Raw genomic sequence first — 15299 nt, forward strand, 5'->3', positions numbered from 1 at the left:
AAAATATGAACGCATTACAAACATTTTCAAACCTGCTCCAGCAGACAGCTTTCGTAAGCATGACATGGGGAAACATCCTGATGATCTTCGTCGCATTTGTTTTCCTGTATCTTGCCATTGCCAAAGGATTTGAGCCGCTTCTTCTGGTTCCTATCGCTTTCGGTATGCTGCTTGTTAATATTTATCCGGACATCATGATGTCTCCGGAGAAATCCATTAACGGAACAGGTGGACTTCTTTGGTACTTCTTCCATCTTGATGAGTGGGCGATCCTTCCTTCACTTATCTTCATGGGTGTAGGTGCCCAGACAGACTTCTCACCGCTGATAGCAAACCCGATAACATTCCTTCTCGGTGCTGCTGCTCAGTTTGGTATTTATTCAGCTTATTTCATGGCTATTTTTATGGGATTCAACGGTGCTGCTGCCGCAGCCATCTCCATCATCGGTGGAGCCGACGGTCCTACATCTATTTTCCTTTGCAATAAGCTTGGACAGACATCACTTTTAGGACCTATCGCAGTAGCAGCTTACTCCTACATGTCACTGGTTCCTATCATCCAGCCTCCTATCATGAAGGCTCTTACAACAGAAGAGGAGAGAAAGGTAAAGATGCCTACACTCCGTCCTGTTTCAAAGCTCGAGAGAATCCTTTTCCCGATCGTTGTTACAGTAGTAGTTTGTCTCCTTCTTCCTACAACAGCACCACTTGTTGGTATGCTTATGCTTGGTAACCTTTTCAAGGAGTGCGGTGTTGTTAAACAGCTTACAGAGACTGCATCAAACGCCATGATGTACATCGTTGTTATCATGCTTGGAACATCTGTAGGTGGTGCAACGTCAGCAGAGGCTTTCCTTAATGTTGATACCTTAAAGATCGTAGCTCTCGGTCTTATAGCATTTGCATTTGGTACAGCTGCCGGTGTTCTCATCGGAAAACTCATGTACGTTCTTTCCGGAAAGAAGATCAACCCGCTCATCGGTTCCGCCGGTGTTTCAGCCGTTCCTATGGCTGCCAGAGTTTCACAGAAGGTTGCTTCAGAAACTGATCCTACAAACTTCCTGCTCATGCAGGCTATGGGTCCTAACGTAGCCGGAGTTATCGGTACTGCCGTTGCAGCCGGTACATTTATGGCCGTTTACGGTGTTAAGTAAATAGAGGAGATAAAATGGCTAAAGTAAAAATCACAGAGACTGTGCTGCGTGATGCGCATCAGTCATTAATCGCAACTCGTATGCCGAGTTCAGAAATGGAGCCGATCCTTGATAAGATGGATCAGGTTGGTTATAACGCTGTAGAGTGTTGGGGCGGAGCTACATTTGACTCATGCCTCCGTTTCCTCAAGGAAGATCCCTGGGAGAGACTCAGAATGATCAAAAAGCATATGAAGAACACAAAGCTTCAGATGCTTTTCAGAGGTCAGAACATTCTCGGATACAATCATTATGCCGATGACGTTGTTGACAACTTTGTAGAGAGATCCATCGCAAACGGTATCGATGTTATCCGTATATTCGACTGTCTTAACGATATCCGTAACCTTGAGACAGCTGTTAAGGCTACCAAGAGAGAGGGTGGTCATGCTCAGATTGCTCTTTGCTATACTCTCGGTGATGCATATACTCTTGATTACTGGGAGAAGCTTGCAAACGACGTTGAGAGTCTTGGTGCAGATTCCCTTTGTATCAAGGATATGGCAGGACTCCTTCTTCCACAGGCAGGTTATGACCTTGTAAAGGCTCTTAAGAGAGGAACAAAGCTTCCTATCGAGATCCACACCCACTACACATCAGGTATGGCATCAATGACTTACCTTAAGTGCGTTGAGGCAGGTGCTGACATCATCGATACAGCATCTACACCTTTTGCTCTCGGTACTTCACAGCCTTCAACAGACGTTATGGTTAAGGCTTTTGAAGGAACAGAGTATGATACAGGTCTTGATGTTAACAAGCTCATCGATGTTTCCAACTATTTCGAGCCATATCGTGAGGAGTGCCTGAAGTCAGGTCTTCTTTCAACAAAGGTTCTCGGTGTTAATGTTAACACCCTTAGATATCAGGTACCGGGCGGTATGCTCAGTAACCTTATTTCACAGCTTCACCAGGCAGGCAAGGACGATCAGCTTACAGAGGTTCTTGAGGAAGTTCCAAGAGTTCGTAAAGACTTTGGTGAGCCGCCTCTCGTTACACCTTCTTCACAGATTGTTGGAACCCAGGCTGTTATGAACGTTCTTATGGGCGAGAGATATAAGATGGTTCCTAAGGAGTCACATAAGCTCGTAGCCGGAGAGTTCGGACGTACAGTTAAGCCTATGGATCCCGAGGTTGTTAAGAAGATCCTTAAGGGCGAAGCTCAGATGACAGACCGTCCTGCAGATCATATCGAGCCTCAGATGGAGAAGTATACCGAGGAAACAAAGCAGTATGTTGAGAATCCTACCAAGGAAGATGTTCTTTCATACGCTCTGTTCCCTGCTGTAGCTAAGGATTTCTTCGAGTACAGAAATGCTCAGCGTACAGGTGTTGCTGCAACAGCAGCTGACAAAGCCAATAAGGCGTATCCAGTTTAATAGAGACTGATTTATCCTTTTTAAAGGCGGTGCCGGTTTACCGGCGCCGCCTTTAAGTTTTTTCACATTCCAAATCCCAGGAAATATTCGATTCCAAATCTCCGGAAATATTCGATTCTAAATCTCATTCATTAATTCAGTTTTACATCTGTTTTAACATCCCACCCCCATTCATTACAAAACCTTGTCGGTTATCTGAATTATTTGGATTTCCGTTGCGATTCCATGAGCTAACTTTTATGATTTAAATGAGTCAATTTTTGCAAATTGGGGAGTCAGATTTAATGAAGAAAATCAAGCTAAAGACAAAACTCAAAAAAGCCACTGCGCTTTTTACCATATTGGGACTGTTTGTATCCGTGCCTGAAACATTGGCACCAAACAGCGCCCTGATCTCTCATGCAGAACAACTGGCCGTAATAAGAGGAACCAATGTTAATGTTCGTTCCTCCGCCGGAACAGATGCAGCGGTAGTCACATCCCTCGGGAACAACACTCAGGTTTCCATAATCGGTCAGACTACAGGAAGTGACGGAAATACCTGGGCTCAGATTTCTTTTTCGGGAGGCACCGGATATGTACGTTCCGATTTTGTCCAGGCACAGGTATCCTATACCAATGATGGCAATTTCGAAGCCGCTCTGGCACAACAGGGTTTTCCCGAATCCTACAAACCGGGGCTTCGACAGCTTCACGCCCAATATCCAAACTGGGTCTTCAAGGCCATGAATACAGGACTAGACTGGTCCACAGCCGTACAGGCAGAACTTCAGGGAACCTCAAGCCTTATCGATAAAGGTTCAAAATCTTCATGGAAATCTACCGAAGCAGGAAAGTTTGACTGGACAACTTCCAGCTGGCCCGGATTCGACGGAGCCACCTGGGTAGCAGCCTCAAAGGAAATTGTTGAGTATTACATGGATCCAAGAAATTTCCTTGATGACAGCTACATATTCCAGTTCACAGCCCATGAATTTGATCCTTCTGTACAGACACTTGACAGATTAAAGTCCATGGTTAAGGGAACCTTCCTGGAAGGAAGTGTTACCATAGATTCTTCCAGTCCACTTTATCAGACTGCTCTTCAGTCTATGGGTTATACAGACATGACCGGAACAGCCGATCCCGTTACAGGTTCTTCCTATGAATCAGGTCCGGTAACAGTAGAGGCTGGTTCCATTCTTGATCTTGTAAACTCCGGACTCAATGCGGACGAAGTATTGATCGGGTACGATGCCCCGGGAAGCACAACTGAAACTCAGGCAGCCTCAGAATCAACGGCTTCAGAATCGACAGCAGCATTAAATTCCTCAGCGTCCTCTGACGAAACTGTAATAAACATTACTGATGGAGGTGCTGTTACATCAACAGCGGATAATGCTTCCGACAGCACCACCGCCGTATCGGATGCCGGTTCGGCATACACAGCCCCCGGCGAAGCCATTACTGCCGGCGGAGCCGTCACTGTTGACGTAGCAGCCAATCCTGCCGGAGCCGGAAACATTACCGGCACATACACAGGTGCAGTTACAGTAACATACTCAGATATCATTATGGAAGCTGCGGAGCAGGCTCAGATAAGTCCATATGTTCTTGCATCCATGATCATTCAGGAACAGGGCAGCAAGGGAACCAGCGGATCCATTTCAGGAGCTACAGGCTACTATAACTATTTTAACGTTGGTGCCTATGCAACCGGCGGTATGACTGCCGTTGAGAGGGGTCTTTGGTATGCTTCCCAATCCGGAAGCTACAATCGTCCCTGGAACACTCCGGAAAGAGCCATAGTCGGCGGTGCCATGTTCTATGCAAGTAACTATCTGAATGCCGGACAGAACACACTGTACCTTAAGAGATTTAATGTTCAGGGCTCCAACATTTACAAGCACCAGTACATGACAAATACACAGGGCGCAGCAGAAGAGGGTAAAAACCTCAGTAAGGCTTATAATGATGCAATGCGTCAGGATGCAATCACATTTTACATTCCGGTGTATTCCAACATGCCTGAAACTGCGTGTCCAATGCCAACAAAGGACGGAAATCCAAACAACAAACTGGCCTCACTTTCAGTGGATGGTTTCACTCTGACTCCGGGCTTCAATATGGATACTGCTTCATATACACTTATTGTTGATCCTTCAGTCACAGCGGTTAATGTTTCCGCCGCAGCAATCCATTCAGGCGCAACGATCTCAGGCGCCGGACAGGTAGCACTGGATCAGGCTTCCACCATAGTTAATGTTCTGGTAACAGCAGAAAACGGAGACCAGCTTAATTACCAGATTACCATTAACAAGTCTGCAGGCGGTCAGACGAATGCATATCAGACATTTATGCCACAGGATCCTTATTCAAACGTTCAGGTAGCAGGATATGCCTATCCGACACTTGGCAGCACAAACGGTCCGGTAACAGTTGATGTTTCATCTGCTTATAACAATGCTTCAGTTCAGGCAGTAGTTACAGAAACAGCTTCCAACAGCTCATCCACTAATATGGTTGAAGTTGGAGTCGGTCCGATGTAAAATAATAAAATTAAGTATGAAAACAACAAAGAGGTATTCATGAGTCATTTTAAATATTTTCTGACAACAGCTGCTATTTCGGTATTTTTGTCAATGCAGGCACTGGCTGCTACAGCATCCATATCCTTTTCAGACCCAACTGTCACAGTAGGTTCTGAAGTTAATGTCACAATGAAGGTTTCAAGTCCCGATGGAACCTTGTCACGTTCTGACATCACCCTTGGCTACGATTCAAGTCTTCTTGAATTTATCAGCGGAACAGATGCAGAGGGCGGAGCCGGAACCATTCGTGTCAATGGCGCAACCAATGGTGCTGAAACCGGAACCCTTGAGTACAACCTTAAATTCAATACTCTTGCATCCGGCAGTGCAAAGGTAAGCCTTTCCAATTTTGAAGTTTATGACACAGATGAGTCCATAGCTGAAATAACCCACCAGGGTTCTTCAACTGTCACCATTTCATCTGCAGCCTCAGCTTCCAACAATGCTATACTTGCTTCTCTTGTGGTATCTCCGGGAACATTGACCCCTGAGTTCGTAAATAACGTAACTGATTATTCTGTTATCGTCGGAACAAGTGTAGATACCCTTGCCATCAATGCTGTCACTGCAGATACAGGTGCTACAGTAGCTGTCACCGGAAACGAACAGCTTAATATGGGTGAGAACAATGTTGCCATCACAGTCACTGCTGCGGATGGATCAACTCAGGCAACCTACAACATCAAGGTAACCAAACAGGAAGGCGGTCCTAATGCAGACGATGCAGCACAGAACGGTGTTCCGACTGAAACTGTAAATGAAGGCGTGAAACTCAGCTCCAAGGAAAAGACCATTACCATCATGAACCCGGGTTCAGATGTTGTGATACCTGAAGGCTTTGCCGAAAGTACCATTGACATAGACGGTCATCAGGTTAAGGGCTGGGTATGGAAGCATGATTCAGACCACCAGTATTGCATCGTTTACGGTATGAATGATGCAGGAGAACTGAACTTCTACAGATATGATCTTCAGGAGAAAACTCTCCAGAGATATTTTGAGGATCCTGTCGCAGAAGACATTAAGACCAACGCTGAGAAATATCCTGAAGTAGTTGAGAGATATGACAAGCTTGTAGGTCAGTATAACAGTATGTTCATACTTGCATGCGCACTCGGCGGAATAGTCATTATCCTTTTGATCTTTATGATCGTTGTGCTCACACAGAGAAGACATATGCCTCAGCATGGCTCACTTCGCAGCATGAAGGATCAGAACGATGCCAAAGCCGGATCATCCGATGACTCGGTACCTTTAGATGAGACAATTGCATTTAACAGAATTGGCAATGGTAACGATTCTGTTTCCTCTGATGATTCATCCGATCCGGAACTGGAGATGACCAGGATCATAACAAAGAATGAGAAAGCAGACTATAATATGACCAAAAACCTGTCTCAGGTTGCTGCAAGCTCAGGACTTGATTTAGAAGACCTTGATGAAGAAGACGAGGCACTGTCCGTAAGTGAAAGCTCAGATTCAAAGGAAGACATGGGAGCCACAAAAGCTTTTGACTTCAATAAGGAATGGAAGAAATCAAACCTGAAGGATACGAAGATTTCTTCATCTGATGATTCTAAAGCAAATAAAACATCTTCTGATAGCGGACTTGATATCGAAGATCTTTAATATGTGATATGAAAGCAGACGTCACCTTTGGCGTCTGTTTTTTTGTATGTAACAGTTCGGCCTGTCGATCATGGGTCACAGGCCGAACTGTTACTTTGGGACAAAAAGTTCAGCAATCAAATCTACTGCAAGTTGATTAACTCCTACAAATGTTCTAGAATATTCTTGATGAAAGGTGGTAAAACATGAATCAATTTACTATTCAGGCTCAACGTTCCTTACAGCTTGCCATAGAATCGGCAGAGGAACTCAGGCACAATTACATAGGCACAGAACATATACTCCTGGGACTGAGACGTGAAGGCACTTCCGTGGCATCAAAGGTTCTCCAGTCCAACGGCATCAATGAAGACAGGATTCGTGAGATGATTTCCAAATTCATATCACCGGATAGCAACATCGCTGTCACTGACCGTGCAGGTTATACACCTTCAGCCAAGAAGATCATGGAGAACTCCATGCAGGAGGCGATGCGTGCAGGATCCAGGCTTGTTGGCACAGAGCATATACTTGTTGCCCTTCTTAAGGATACAGGCTGTGTTGCCTCCAGGATCATAGCTACACTGGGAGGTAATGCTCAGCGTATTTATCAGCAGCTTATGGCTGTCATCAATCAGGACCCGGCCACTGATGAGCGGCCGCAGCGTCAGTCACAGCAGCCAAAACGTTCCGATACGCCAACATTGGACCAGTATTCCAGAGACCTCACAGATATGGCAGCTGACGGGAAGCTTGATCCTGTCATCGGCAGAAGCTCTGAGATCATGAGAGTTATCCAGATACTGTCAAGGAGAACCAAGAACAATCCTTGTCTTATCGGAGAACCCGGAGTCGGTAAAACTGCAGTTGTAGAAGGTCTGGCTCAGAGAATCTATTCGGGAGATGTTCCCGAAACCATACAGAACAAACGACTCGTCACCCTTGATATTTCAGGCATGGTGGCAGGATCCAAATACAGAGGAGAATTCGAGGAACGTATAAAGCGCGTCATTGCTGAAGCAAGAAATGACGGTAATGTTCTTTTGTTTATCGATGAGATACATACCATCATCGGTGCCGGCGGTGCGGAGGGAGCATTAGACGCTGCCAATATTCTCAAACCGGCTCTGGCCCGCGGAGAGCTCCAGATCATCGGTGCAACAACTCTCGACGAATATAGAAAGCATATCGAAAAGGATGCGGCCCTCGAACGTCGTTTCCAGCCGGTAACGGTGGATGAACCTTCAGAGGATGAGACCTATGATATCCTTAAGGGCATCGCTCCAAAGTATGAAGAGCACCATCATGTGGTTATAGATGATGAGGCATTAAAGGCCGCAGTATCTTTGTCTGAACGTTATATCAATGACAGATACCTTCCTGACAAGGCCATCGACCTTGTTGACGAAGCCGCCTCAAAGATACGAATCACCGCTTCCGGAGAACCCCAGGCTATCAAAAAGCTCCGTATGCAGATAGACGAGCTGGAGAATGACAAGGAACAGTGCATCCGGGATGAGGATTTCGAAGGCGCTTCCGAGATAAAGAAAAAGCAGGAGCAGAAAAAGCTTAAGCTTGATAAGGAAATAGAAAAATGGCAGAAGTCCAAGGAGGATAATGTTCTTCACGTTACGGAAACCGACATTGCCAATGTTGTCTCCGAGTGGACAAAGATCCCTGTTCAGAAACTTACAGAGGGCGAGACAGAGAAGCTTATGCGTCTTGAAGACACTCTTCACAAGAGGGTTGTGGGACAGACAGAGGCTGTTTCCGCTGTTGCCAAGGCAATCAAAAGAGGCCGCGTAGGTCTCAAGGATCCAAAGCGGCCTATCGGTTCCTTCATGTTCCTGGGACCTACAGGTGTAGGTAAGACAGAGCTTTCGAAAGCATTGGCAGAAGCCATGTTTGGTTCCGAGAATAACCTGATCCGGGTTGACATGTCCGAGTACATGGAAAAGTACAGCGTGTCAAAGATGATCGGATCACCTCCGGGATATGTGGGCTATGACGAAGGCGGACAGCTCAGCGAGAAGGTGAGACGAAATCCATATTCTGTCATACTTTTCGATGAGATTGAGAAGGCACATCCGGACGTTCTCAATATCCTTCTCCAGGTGCTGGATGACGGACACATTACCGATGCTCAGGGACGCAAGGTTTCCTTCAAGAATACTATCATTATCATGACTTCCAATGCAGGAGCCGAGCAGATAGTAAGCCCTAAGCGTCTCGGATTTGATACCGGTGACGGATCTCAGGAAAAGGATTACCAGTTTATGCAGAGCCGTGTAATGGACGAGGTTCACCGTCTCTTTAAGCCGGAGTTCCTGAACAGAATTGACGAGGTCATCGTTTTCCACCAGATCACAAGAGAAAACATGAAGGATATCCTGTCCATCATGATGAGAGATGTCATTAACCGTGCAGGCTCACAGATGAACATCAAGATCAGCCTTGATTCAAAGTCCAAGGAATGGCTCATCGAGAAGGGCTTCAATCCTAAATTCGGTGCAAGACCTTTGAGAAGAACTATACAGACAGAACTTGAGGACAAGCTGGCGGAAGAGATACTGGATGGAAACATTCCCGAAAACTCCACTGTAAAGATCACCGTGGATAAGGACGGAAATTCGCTAAAATTCGGCGGGCAGAATAAAGCTGCAGAGCCGGCTAAAAAAGCAGCAGTGAAGAAGCCTGCGGCAAAGGCCAAAACAACAGCTAAAAAGCCAAAGACAAAAGCCACTGGAACAACAGCTAAAACTTCAGTCAAGGCAGTAAAGGATACAAACTAGTTCATCACAACTTAATCCTTACAAATCCTACAAGTGACACGGAGACAGTATTCTAAGTCATCATTGATGATTCTGAAAACCATCCCCGTGTCATATATATTTTTTTATCACGTAAAGGAAAAAAATGGCAAAAGCAACAACTAAATTTTTTTGCAAAGAATGCGGTTATGAATCAGCCAAGTGGCTGGGACAGTGTCCCGGATGTCGTGCCTGGAATTCATTTGTGGAGGAGCCGATTACTCCGGCTGCCGGCAGTAAGCCTTTTTCAAAGAACTCATCTTCACGCCCCACAAGACAGAAGCCTGTTCTTATTAATGAAATCGAGCTGCAAAAAGAAGACCGCATCCCCACAGGTTTTAAAGAACTTGACCGTGTGCTTGGAGGCGGAATAGTCGTGGGCTCTCTGGTTTTACTGGGAGGAGACCCGGGAATAGGCAAGTCAACACTACTCCTGGAAGTATCCAGGAATCTCGCCGCAGAAAGCAAAAAATCCGTGCTCTATGTATCAGGAGAGGAAAGTCTCAAACAGATCAAGATGAGAGCTGAGCGAATCGCCAACATTACCGGAGATCTCAAGTTCATGACCGAAACCAACATTGAAAACATCGTTGAGACTGTCCGGGAGGAATGTCCTCATTTCGTGGTCATCGATTCCATCCAGACCATGTACACCGATTCCGTAACCGCAGCTCCCGGTTCCGTAAGCCAGGTCAGAGAATCCTCAGCACAGCTGCTGCGTCTTGCAAAGGAAAACGGCATTGCCATCTTCATAGTGGGTCATGTGACCAAGGATGGTAATGTTGCCGGTCCCAAAATCCTCGAACACATGGTAGACGTGGTTCTCTATTTCGAAGGTGAAAGCAGCGGAAGTCTCCGCATCATGCATGGGCAGAAAAACCGTTTTGGCTCCACCAATGAAATCGCTGTTTTCGAGATGGACGGTGATGGTCTTCATGAGGTGACAAATCCCTCTGAATTACTTCTGTCGGGACGTCCTGTGGGAGCTTCCGGTTCTGTGGTATCCTGCGGCATGGAGGGCACGAGACCTCTGCTTATCGAGATACAGGGGCTTGTGGTTCAAAGTGCCTTTAATCTGCCAAGGCGTACTGCAAACGGTTTTGACTACAACCGTTTAAACATGCTCATCGCCATCGTGGAACGCCGCCTGAATCTGGAGATAGGCAAGTACGATGCCTATGTCAATATCACCGGCGGTCTCCGCATCGCGGAACCTTCCATGGATCTCGGCATCGTCATGGCACTTATTTCATCATACATGAATATCGAAGTCAGCGATGACATCATGGTATTTGGTGAGGTGGGTCTGTCCGGAGAAGTGAGAGCAGTATCCAATGCAGAGCAACGTATAGAAGAGGCAATCCGTCTTGGTTTCAACAAGATCGTTATGCCTGCATATCATTTGAAAAGGTTCAATGACAGAAACCTGAAGGACTGCCAACTGATTCCGGTACGAAACATCAGGGAGGCGCTGCAGATACTGAAGAAGTAACTTTTTTCAGAAAGTGCTTGACTAAACCATCCAAAATGAGTATTATAAACGAGTCGCTTGAGACGAGCGACACACAGGGGTTTCATCCAATGGTAAGATATCGGTCTCCAAAACCGCTCATGGGGGTTCGAATCCCTCAACCCCTGCTCTATAAAAGGGCAGTAAATTAAGGATTTCCGAGTTTTCGGAAGTCCTTTTTTTGTCTGGATAGATAAATTTATGTGATAATTTAGGACACCAATTAGGACATCAAAATAGACCTGTAACTGTGACCTCCAAAGACAAAGGAGGACATATGCCAAAGGTGTATAAAGAAGAATCAGGAAGATACGTACTTAAAACATATGAGACTTACAATACGTATAAGGATGATAATTTCCGTCTAGTATGTGAATGATAAATAGTCTAAAAATACTTTTAGAGACTTAATGGAGAGGTTGATTATTTTGGCTTCTCTTTTTGGTGTCAAAATATATGGAGTAACGATTTATTCACAATTATTCGTGTATTAATTCTTTATAATTCTTTGATTTTATGTCGACTCGCTGTAATAGTAGTAGTATTCAGTATAGAGATAGGAGAAAAAATGAAAGCTATAGTTTGCGAAATGTGTGGTAGTCATGACTTAATTAAACAAGACGGAATGTACGTTTGCCAGAATTGTGGCACCAAATATACTGTTGAAGAAGCTAAAAAGCTAATGGTAGAGGGTGTTGTTGATGTTACAGGGAGTACGGTGAAAGTAGACAATTCCTCGCAAATAAACAATTTATACGAACTTGCACGGAGAGCCAAGAGTAGCGACAACTGGGAAGACGCTCAGAATTATTATGGTCAAATTACTCAACTTGATCCAAGCAGTTGGGAAGCCTATTTTTATTCAGTATACTACCGTCAACTGAATTGCAAAATATATCAGATATCAAGTGCGGCAAGCAATATTTCTGCATCTATCGTGCCAACGTTTGACCTTATCAAGAAAAATGTGCCTGAATCTGAACAAAAGGCAGCATACTCTGATGTAGCCTTGCATTGCGCTTTAGGTGCACAAATGTTGAAGAATGGTGCTTATAATCATTATAGTAATAACAGTCAAGCAACTGGCGCGTTAGGTGAATACAATCAGCGCGGCTTATCTTGTGCTAATTTGCTCTATAACTGTGCTTGCGCTTTGGAAGCTCATGGTCAAAAGGAACTTGCGCTAACCTATTATAAAAAAGTAAATCAGCCTGAGTACAATCGCTTTTTTGACCAAAGTGCAATGGACAAGATTACGAATAATATAAAGTCTTTGGATTCTTCGTATGTTCCACCTGCAAAGGCATCTAGCGGCTGTTATGTTGCAACAGCTGTGTATGGTTCCTATGATTGTCCCGAAGTATGGACTCTTAGAAGATTCAGAGACTATACATTGGCAAAAACTTGGTATGGTCGTGCATTTATTCGCACATATTACGCCATCAGCCCGACACTGGTTAAGTGGTTTGGGCATACAGAATGGTTTAAGAAGATGTGGAGAGGGCAGCTTGACCGTATGGTTAAGGATCTTCAGGATAAAGGATATGAATCAACTCCCTATGAAGATCGTAAATGGTGATAGATAAAAATTGAGCAATATCAGTGTATTTGTTGACTGAAAAATTGATAAAAATTTCGTGAAAAATTCAGTGATGTTTTCATTTGTATTTGTCTACATAGAAGTTGTTGGTAAATAGGTGTAGCATGTGTACTATGGTTAAATGTTAGAAATATTATACTGATGCGTTTTATGAATAATATATTTTTACAAAGGAGGTTTTCTACATGAAGAAGAAAATTTGCGGATTAGTCATGACTTTACTATTTGTATCATTGATTGGTGTTATCGGCGCGTTTGCCGGTCAGTGGCAATTAGGTTCAAATCATCTCGGATGGAGTTATCGAAATGATGATGGATCATACTTGAAAAATGGTTGGCATCAAGTAGATTCCACCTATTATTATTTTGATAGCGATGGTTACATTTTGATAGGGCAAATCACACCTGATGGTTACGTTGTTGACGTAGATGGGAAATGGATTCCCGGAGAGAAAGCGGAACCAGTTACAAATGGATATTATAGCGATTATATCAGGTCATCAAATTACATAAGCATTTATTCAGATCCTAGCTGGAGTACGGCAACTTCTATTGATGATGGAAATTCTGGTTGGAAATTATCGATAGAGAATAACGCTAAAATATATAATTTGATCGGTTATTCAGATAAAGCCAAAGGTAATCTGATAAACATAGGAAATGGAACTTATTATGGAGATGATAGCATGGACGGAACTCCTGACTGTAATCTCAGTAAGCTGTATAGTACAACAAACTACATCTTTGCTCATAGTGCAGGAGAAGGAGATGGCGGATGGAGAGATGTAATACGTTTCAAGCGATAAAATTAATGGTGACAGTATAGCCATAAGCTAAATATCGATGAAAAATAGCTGAGCACATAACGATATTTGATATTTTAAAGTGACCGTCATAGAAATATGGCGGTCATGGTTTATAGCGCTCATTACTAATTTATAATTCTCGAAATACCGAAAGGAGTAAATCATCAAATGAAAAAGATCTATAAGGTTCTTATAGACTTACTCATCGTATTAACTATTTGCGCCTGCACTTCTAAAGCTCAACAGATAAAAAAACAGTTAACGCTGGGAAATAAATACCTGATTGATATTGACTATGAACAAGCTATCTTAGCCTTTAATAAGGTAATAGAAATCGATCCTAAAAATACAGAGGCCTATAAAGGACTTGGTGATGCATATTATGAAGATGCGAAGAATACTAACGATTATGCCACCTCGGATACACTTTATAAAAAAGCATCAGAAAACTACAGCATTGTCATTGATTTAACCAAAGATGGAACCGGCACTGTATCTAATGACATCTCATTGGAAGAGATCAATCAAACTGTAAGGGATATTTTGGCAGAGCTATATATTGAATGGTCAGATATGGCATTTTATGCAGGGGATAAAGATTATGCAATCCAAATATTGGAAGACGGATACGTTATAACTGCAAGCGATGAACTGCATGATAGATCACAAGCTATTGGCTATATAGAAAGCGCAAATCAACTAAGTGATTCAATAATAATAGATGATGAAAACAGAGGCGGCTCTCCAAGAGATTCAGAACATAAACTCATATCTATAGCGGATTTTTATGGAGGCACTTATATCTCAACAGATGATGGACAAGGATTTGGTATATACAGAATTAATGATGATTATTTTCTATATCGCGGAAACTATAAAAATGGTCTTCGTGACGGAGAAGGAACATTGATACTATTGGTTCAGTCTACAGGACAGGATGATTACTCAGTTACTTGCAGTTGGGAAGATGACGTACCTTTTGGTGATGCCGAAATAATACGTTTTGATAGAAGATATAGAGATCCACTTATCCAAGCAACAGTACAGTTAAAAAACGGTCTATATGATGGCGTAATAAATAAAATAGAATCTGGAACATTTAGTCATACATTTAAGTACCCCATAATAAATGGTAAACTACAAAATATGGAATTTGATGAAGATCATGATGAATACTATTTCGATTTTGAGAAAAGACTGAGTACAGATATGTATGGATTAGAAAGAACCTATGGTATGCCTGGATATGGTGATAGTTTTTATCCACCATGGTGAAAGGCTAATTACTAATAGATATTGTTATCCAAAATTTTTTCCAAAAAGTACTTGCAAAAAACAATATAAGGAAGTTAGGGGAAGATGTCGTAAGTAACTGGATTTTCTCAAGGGCCGCAACAAAAGAGGATGATAACGATAGTAAGCAAGCTCCTGTAAGAAAAAAAGGCAGAAGAAAAGCCGGAACCTAGAAAGACTGTGTTTGGGTAGAACTTTTTAGGAAGTTGACGGATTTTTGTGATTGAGAATTCAACATTAATTTATAATTCAATTTGGACACATTTTTGGTCACCAACCCTGAAAACCTTAGGAAATCCAATGGTAAGATATCGGTCTCCAAAACCGCTCATGGGGGTTCGAATCCCTCAACCCCTGCTCTATAAAAGGGCAGTAAATCAAGGATTTCCGAGTTTTGGAAGTCCTTTTTTTGTTGTATCAGGAGATGAGAAAAGCTGAGAATCGTGAAAAGTCTAGATATTTATGCACATTTCATTATTTTACGGTTTTTTTACCTTATTCATCATAATACATTGACCAAAAATTAACAC

At 43.3% G+C, this 15299-nt stretch carries 9 protein-coding genes and 2 tRNA genes; all 11 read left to right on the plus strand.

What is annotated here, in order from left to right:
- The first annotated feature begins 5 nt into the window (after window positions 1-5).
- The 11 genes from BLV86_RS01890 (at window position 6) to BLV86_RS17715 (ending at window position 15126) form a co-directional block, all read left to right on the plus strand.
- Window positions 6-1154 (plus strand): sodium ion-translocating decarboxylase subunit beta, encoded by a 1149-nt coding sequence (locus BLV86_RS01890; protein WP_031548463.1) that lies wholly within the window; start codon window positions 6-8, stop codon window positions 1152-1154.
- A gap of 14 nt (window positions 1155-1168) precedes the next feature.
- The gene (locus BLV86_RS01895) at window positions 1169-2572 is read left to right on the plus strand and encodes an oxaloacetate decarboxylase subunit alpha (protein WP_031548461.1); all 1404 of its coding nucleotides are present in this window, start codon (window positions 1169-1171) and stop codon (window positions 2570-2572) included.
- 284 nt (window positions 2573-2856) lie between these two features.
- A complete protein-coding gene (locus BLV86_RS01900) occupies window positions 2857-5100 on the plus strand; it encodes an SH3 domain-containing protein (protein ID WP_175456414.1) in 2244 nt (747 codons plus the stop codon).
- A 39-nt stretch (window positions 5101-5139) separates the two neighbouring features.
- Entirely contained in the window at window positions 5140-6771 is a 1632-nt protein-coding gene (locus tag BLV86_RS01905) for a cadherin-like beta sandwich domain-containing protein (protein ID WP_090814937.1), read from the plus strand.
- A gap of 185 nt (window positions 6772-6956) precedes the next feature.
- Window positions 6957-9542, plus strand: coding sequence for an ATP-dependent Clp protease ATP-binding subunit (locus tag BLV86_RS01910; RefSeq protein WP_090814938.1), 2586 nt, complete (start codon window positions 6957-6959; stop codon window positions 9540-9542).
- A 124-nt stretch (window positions 9543-9666) separates the two neighbouring features.
- Window positions 9667-11052, plus strand: a complete 1386-nt coding sequence (radA, locus tag BLV86_RS01915; protein WP_090814939.1) for a DNA repair protein RadA — start codon at window positions 9667-9669, stop codon at window positions 11050-11052.
- Window positions 11053-11127: 75 nt separating this feature from the next.
- Window positions 11128-11198, plus strand: a tRNA-Trp gene (locus tag BLV86_RS01920).
- 440 nt (window positions 11199-11638) lie between these two features.
- Window positions 11639-12649 carry a TFIIB-type zinc finger domain-containing protein gene (locus BLV86_RS01925; protein WP_090814940.1) on the plus strand — a complete coding sequence of 337 codons (1011 nt, stop codon included), beginning with the start codon at window positions 11639-11641 and terminating at the stop codon, window positions 12647-12649.
- Between the two features lie 206 nt (window positions 12650-12855).
- The gene (locus tag BLV86_RS01930; RefSeq protein WP_090814941.1) at window positions 12856-13476 is read left to right on the plus strand and encodes a hypothetical protein; all 621 of its coding nucleotides are present in this window, start codon (window positions 12856-12858) and stop codon (window positions 13474-13476) included.
- 168 nt (window positions 13477-13644) lie between these two features.
- A complete protein-coding gene (locus tag BLV86_RS01935; RefSeq protein ID WP_090814942.1) occupies window positions 13645-14751 on the plus strand; it encodes a tetratricopeptide repeat protein in 1107 nt (368 codons plus the stop codon).
- 308 nt (window positions 14752-15059) lie between these two features.
- Window positions 15060-15126: transfer RNA gene (locus BLV86_RS17715), tRNA-Trp, on the plus strand.
- Window positions 15127-15299: the final 173 nt, after the last annotated feature.

It is taken from the genome of Oribacterium sp. KHPX15 (genome assembly GCF_900107835.1).
Classification (GTDB): Bacteria; Bacillota; Clostridia; order Lachnospirales; family Lachnospiraceae; genus Oribacterium.